We start from the raw sequence: 5,957 nt of genomic DNA, 5'->3' as shown, positions 1-5,957 counted from the left end.
AGGGAAAACAGCACCGCAAACACGGCGATCGTCAGCAGGAAGTTGAACAGCGGCCCCGCAACGACGGTCGCGGCACGCTTCCAGATGGGCTGCGTGTGGAAGGCGACCTCGCGCTCGGCCTCGGTCAGTGATTCGATCTCCTCGGCGCTCGGCTGGCTCGACGTCGCGTTCATGTCGCCGACAAATTTGACATACCCGCCAAGCGGAATGGCGCAAAGCTTCCAGCGCGTCCCGCGGCGATCGTTAAAGCCAACGAGCTCGGGGCCGAAACCGATGGAAAAGGCCTTCACGCCGATGCCGCACCAGCGGCCGATGAGATAGTGGCCCATCTCGTGGACGAACACGACCACGGTCAGCACGAACAGAAACGGCACGAGCGTGCCAAGGACGAAGCCTTGCGTGCTGAAGACCGCGTGAAAAATGTCGTTCAACTCATGCCCTCAAATTCGCCCGCACACGACACTCCGCCGCGACTGTGGCATCAATCCGGGCGAAACCGTGGCGCGCGCCGTTTTTCGCCTTGACCGTAGTGTCATTTAGTTCGGAAACAGCCCCAGTGCCGGATGCTCGGCGCCCGCCGCGACCCAACCAATGACGTACAGCGCCAGCGCGGCCGCGACAAGCCCGTCGACCCTGTCCATGACACCGCCATGGCCGGGAATGAGGTTGCTGGAATCCTTGGCACCATGCCGGCGCTTCACCCAGGATTCGAACAGGTCGCCGATCTGGGAAACGACCGACAGCGTCAGCGCGGCGAGTCCGAGCTGAACGAGATTGCCGGCGCCGGCTGCAATTGCCAGCAGCAGCCCGCCGGCAAGGCCGCCGACGGCGCCCCCAACCGCACCGCTCTGTGTCTTGCCGGGCGAGATCGACGGCGCAAGTTTCGGGCCGCCGACCGCGCGGCCAACGAAATAGGCCGCGATATCGGTTGCCCAGACCACAGCGAACAGGAAGAGAATCGCAATCAGCCCGGAATGATTGTCGTCACGGAGATAGGCGAGCGAGAAGCCGGATAGTGCCGCGTAGGCCACCCCGGAGGCTTCCCACCGCGCCGCACTCCTGATCCGGGCGGCGACGGCTGCGAGCGCCACCAGGATCGCGATCAACAGCAACAGCCACAAGGCCGGCACGCCGGCAATCAGCGCGACGATGAAGATCAGAATCAGCGCTTCCGGCAGGAAGCCGAGCGCAGCGCCGTTGCCGGCGCGCGCCATGCGCGTCCATTCATAGAAGATCAACGCCGCGATTGCCCCGCAGAACAGCCGGAACGGCAATCCCCCGAGCCAGGTGAGCGCAAGCGTCAGCGCTGCCATCACGATTGCCGAGATGACGCGCTGCTGGAGGTTGCTCATGCGTGGCGTCGCCTAAAGCGCGACATCGCGGGCGGCGAGCCCGCCGAAGCGCCGTTCGCGGCCGGCAAAGTCGCGCAAGGCATCGGCCAGATGTTCGCGGCTGAAATCCGGCCAATAGCAAGGCAGGAAGACAAGCTCGCTATAGGCAGCCTGCCACAGGAGAAAATTCGACAGCCTGAGCTCGCCGCTCGTCCGGATCACAAGTTCAGGATCAGGAATGCCCTGCGTGTCGAGCGAAGCAGCAAAGCTCTCCGCCGTGATCGCGTCGCTCGCGATGTCGCCGCGCGCGACGGCATCCGCCAGCTTGCGAGCGGTGCGCACGATCTCGTCGCGGCCGCCATAGTTGAAGGCGATCACCAGCGTCAGCGCCTCGTTGCCGGCGGTCAGCGATTCGGCCTCCTGCAGCAGGCCCCTGATGTCGGGCTGCAGCCCTTGCTTGTCGCCAATTATCCTCACCCGCACGCCGTTCTGATGCAGTTCGGCAAGGTCGCGGCGGATGAACAGCTTCAACAGACCCATGAGGTCGCTGACTTCGGATTTCGGCCGCGACCAGTTTTCCGAGGAAAAGGCGTAGACAGTCAGGTAGGAGATGCCGAGATCGGGCGCGGCGCGCACTGTCTTGCGCAGGGCCTCTACGCCCGCCCGGTGGCCGGCAAGGCGCGGCAGACCGCGCGCCTTGGCCCAGCGTCCGTTTCCATCCATGATGATCGCGACATGCGCGGGCGTTGCCATAATCTCGCTTTCGAGCCGGAAAACCCGACCCTAAACCTGCATGATTTCAGCTTCCTTATCGGAAAGCAGGTGATCGATCGTGCTGATCATCTCGTCGGTCAGCTTCTGCACCTGGTCGGAGCGCTTGCGCTGATCGTCCTCGCTGATGGTGCCGTCCTTCTCAGCCTTCTTGAGGAAATCCATGCCGTCGCGGCGGACATGGCGCACCGCGACGCGCGCGTTCTCGGCGTAGCCATGCGAGATCTTGACCAGCTCCTTGCGGCGCTGCTCATTGAGCTCGGGCAGCGGAATCCGGAGCGTGGTGCCGTCGACGATCGGGTTGAAGCCCAGATTGGCCTCGCGGATGGCGCGGTCCACCGCGCTGACCATCGACTTGTCCCAGACCGACACCGAAATCATGCGCGGCTCCGGAACGGACACGTTGGCCACCTGGTTGATCGGCATCGCCGTGCCGTAGGCCTGCACCTGGACGGCGTCGAGCAGGTTGCTGGAGGCGCGGCCGGTGCGCAGCGAAGCCAGATCGTGCTTGAAAGCGGCGATCGCCCCATCCATGCGTCGCTTCAGGTCTTCGTACTCGCCACTCATGATCATCTCCTCGACCCGTTCGCCGGGTTCACTGTTTCTATCGTCATTCGGTTCGCGGTTCCGCAGTCGCCTAACGGATTCCGAGGCCTGTTACTTGTCCGTGACGACCGTGCAATGGCCGCCGCCCCTCAGAATATCGCCGAAACCACCTTTTTCGTGGATTGAATAGACGATTATCGGAATGTTGTTTTCGCGCGCAAGTGCAATCGCGGCGGTATCCATGATCGCAAGCCCGCGTTTGATGACTTCGGCGTGGCTGATGCGGTCGAAGCGGACAGCGTTGGAGTCCTTCTTGGGATCGGCCGAATAGACCCCGTCGACCTGCGTGCCCTTGAACAGCGCATCGGCGCCGATCTCGGCGGCGCGAAGGGCCGCGGCCGAATCGGTGGTGAAGAACGGATTGCCGGTGCCGCCGGCGAAGATCACCACCTTGCCCTGGTTCATATAGGCGGTCGCCTGGCGCTGGGAAAAGCTCTCGCAGAGTTCGGGCATGGCGATCGCCGACAGCACGACGGCGTCGACGCCGATCTTGTTCAGCGAGGTGCGCAGCGCCAGCGAGTTGATGACGGTGGCGAGCATGCCCATGTGGTCGCCGGTGACGCGGTCGCCGCCCTTCGAGGCGACGGCGACGCCGCGGAAGATGTTGCCGCCGCCGATGACGACGCCCACTTCGACGCCCAGCGCGCGCGCCTCGGCAATGTCGGCGGCGATGCGGTCGACCACCGAGACGTCGATGCCGAAATGCTGCTCGCCCATCAACGCTTCGCCGGAAGCCTTTAGCACGACACGTCGATAGAGGGGCTTATCCGTCATCTTGATCCTCGCAAATCTCGGCGCGGCAATTTTGGAGGCAAACCCGCCCCCGCTTCATCCGGCGATGCTGTCATGACGGGTTGACCCGATACACGAAGGGCGCGGCGATGTCACGCCGCGCCCTCGTGCAAAATTCCAGGCTTTTTCGGTCAGTTGCCGCCTTTCGAACAGTTGCCCTTTTTCGATCAGTCGCTTGAGATGCTGACCGCTTCGCCTTCGATGATGACGGGAGGGCAATAGCCTGCCGGCTTGTCGCCAGTCACCGCGCCACCGGTCACCCGCACCTGGATCTCGGAGCCGAAATAGGAATGCGGGAACGGCGTCGGCATGGCACTGACCTCTTCCAGCCGCTTGCGAAGCTCGGCGGGAATCGAAAAATCGAGCGCGCCAAGATTGTCCTCGAGCTGCTCGAGCCTCGTCGCTCCAAGGATTACGGAGGCCGATGCCTGGCTGGGTCGCCACCCAGTTGAGCGCGACCTGCGCCATGCTGCGGCTAAGCTCGGCCGCCACCTTCTCGAGCTCCGCCACGATCGCCCAGTTGCGGTCGCTGAACTTCTGGAAGCCGGGATGTGTGGTGTTGCGGAAGCCGTCGAGCCGGCCTGCATTCCCGGCTTGCGTCGGCCTGTATTTGCCGCTGAGCAGCCCGCTGGCCAAAGGGCTCCACACCATGATGCCCGCGCCATGACGGGTGGCGAAAGGCACATATTCATGTTCGATGGCGCGCTCGGCCAGCGAGTATTCGAGCTGCAGCGCCGAGACCGGCTCGTAGCCGCGCAATTCGGCGATCGCCTGGGCGCGGCCGGCATACCAGGCCGGCACGTCGGAGAGGCCGATATGGCGCACCTTGCCGGCGCGTACAAGATCGTCAAGCGTGCGCAGCACCTCCTCGGCCGGAGTGATGCGATCCCAGACATGCAGAAGGTAAAGGTCGATATAGTCGGTACCGAGCCGCTTCAGCGAGGCGTCCACAGCGCGCATGATGTTCTTGCGGCCATTGCCGCCGGCATTCGGATTGCCGGCTTCGGAATTCATGGTGAATTTTGTGGCGATCACAGCCTTGTCACGCAGGCCGCGCTCGGCGACGAATTCGCCGAGCCAGGTCTCGGGTGTGCCGCCGGTATAGAGATCGGCCGTATCGAAGAAGTTGCCCCCCGCTTCGACATAGGCGTCGAACATCGCGCGGGCGGCGTCCCTGTCCGCGCCCCAGCCCCATTCGGTGCCGAAGGTCATGGTGCCGAGCGCCAGCCGGCTGACGCGCAGCCCGCTGTTGCCAAGCGTGTAATAGGTCATGCTCATGGTGGTCTTCCGATTCTGAACTGACTTGCTGCCGGTCACTGGCCGGGGGTCGCCTTGACCCAGGGATTGCCGCGCTCATGCGTCATGCGGAAGGTAAAGCCGTCGACCTTCCAGCCGGCAGCCGAGCGGGTCAAATGATGCTCATAGGTGCCCCAGACCTCCCAGAGCGGGTCGCCATTGCCTTCCATCCGGTTCCAGGCATAGCCGTTGGAATGGACGGTCGCGGCATCGGCCTCGAGCACGACCTGATGGTTGGTGCGCAGATGCAGGCTGGTCTTGCTGCCCTTGAGATTGCCCGCCCAGGCGCCGATCAGGTCGTCGGAGGCGATGTTGGCCGCGGGCTGGCCGGAGAGGCTGCTGAAATCGGCGGTGACGCGGTCGGCAAAATAGCTGCGCGCCAGCTCCCAGTCCTGCGCATCCACCGCGCGGTCGATGGCGTCGGCGATGCGGATCACCGCGCGCTCGTCGGCAAGCGCCTGCCAACCGGTCGCCTCGGCTCCACCGGCATCGACCGGCGCCAATGCCATGCCAGCCGCAAAGGTTACATGTCTCAACGCATTCATTTCGTCTCTCCTTGAGGCATCAGCCCGCCGCCGATGTGTTGATGCCAATATGGGCTGGCTTGAGAGCACGATAAGATTGCATTGTTCGCAAAGACTATGCGATATCATTCATGAATGGATCGCGATCTGCTCACGCATCTGCCGGTCATCGTCGCCGTGGCGCGGCGCGGCGGCTTTGCGCTTGCCGCGGCCGAACTCGGGATGAGTCCATCCGCCGTGAGCCATGCGGTGCGGCTCGTGGAAGAGCGCGTCGGCCAGCCGCTCTTCGCCCGCACAACGCGCAGCGTCTCGCTGACCGAGGCCGGCAAGGCGCTGGTGGAGACGGCGGGCCCTGCCCTGCAGGACATCGCCGAACGGATGGACCGGATCCGCGGCGTGAAGGGAAGGCCGGCCGGCCTGCTCAGGATCAATGCCTCCAACATAGCGATCCCCCTGGCGGTGACGCCGGTGGTCGCGGCGATGGCCGAACGCTACCCCGATGTGACGGTCGAGATCGTTGCCGACCAAGGACTTATCGATATCGTCGGCGAAGGTTTTGATGCCGGCGTCCGGCTGGGCGAGATGATCGCGCAGGACATGGTCACCGTCAGGATGACGCCGCCGTTCAAAGCCGTCA

At 64.1% G+C, this 5,957-nt stretch carries 7 protein-coding genes and 1 pseudogene; 1 reads left to right on the top strand and 7 read right to left on the bottom strand.

The window, feature by feature from the left end:
- The 7 genes and pseudogenes from EOA24_RS24935 to EOA24_RS24905 all read right to left on the bottom strand — a co-directional run.
- Positions 1-431: site-2 protease family protein (locus EOA24_RS24935; protein WP_133374598.1), on the bottom strand; the 431-nt coding region annotated here is incomplete at its 3' end.
- Positions 432-536: 105 nt separating this feature from the next.
- Complete coding sequence (locus EOA24_RS24930; protein ID WP_126082652.1) at positions 537-1,352, bottom strand: phosphatidate cytidylyltransferase; 816 nt, start codon at positions 1,350-1,352, stop codon at positions 537-539.
- A gap of 12 nt (positions 1,353-1,364) precedes the next feature.
- Complete coding sequence (locus EOA24_RS24925; RefSeq protein ID WP_126082651.1) at positions 1,365-2,084, bottom strand: isoprenyl transferase; 720 nt, start codon at positions 2,082-2,084, stop codon at positions 1,365-1,367.
- Positions 2,085-2,114: 30 nt separating this feature from the next.
- Positions 2,115-2,669, bottom strand: a complete 555-nt coding sequence (gene frr / locus EOA24_RS24920; protein ID WP_082037291.1) for a ribosome recycling factor — start codon at positions 2,667-2,669, stop codon at positions 2,115-2,117.
- A gap of 90 nt (positions 2,670-2,759) precedes the next feature.
- Complete coding sequence (gene pyrH / locus EOA24_RS24915) at positions 2,760-3,482, bottom strand: UMP kinase (protein ID WP_126082650.1); 723 nt, start codon at positions 3,480-3,482, stop codon at positions 2,760-2,762.
- Positions 3,483-3,667: 185 nt separating this feature from the next.
- Positions 3,668-4,778 (bottom strand): annotated as a pseudogene (locus tag EOA24_RS24910) (aldo/keto reductase).
- A 35-nt stretch (positions 4,779-4,813) separates the two neighbouring features.
- On the bottom strand, positions 4,814-5,341 hold the full coding sequence (locus EOA24_RS24905; RefSeq protein ID WP_126082649.1) for a nuclear transport factor 2 family protein: 528 nt from the start codon (positions 5,339-5,341) through the stop codon (positions 4,814-4,816).
- Between the two features lie 114 nt (positions 5,342-5,455).
- Between EOA24_RS24905 and EOA24_RS24900 the strand changes: the two genes are divergently transcribed.
- Positions 5,456-5,957: LysR family transcriptional regulator (locus EOA24_RS24900; RefSeq protein ID WP_127410154.1), on the top strand; the 502-nt coding region annotated here is incomplete at its 3' end.

Source organism: Mesorhizobium sp. M2A.F.Ca.ET.039.01.1.1, from assembly GCF_003998035.1.
Taxonomy (GTDB): Bacteria; Pseudomonadota; Alphaproteobacteria; order Rhizobiales; family Rhizobiaceae; genus Mesorhizobium.
This window is presented reverse-complemented; position numbering and strand designations above follow the sequence as displayed.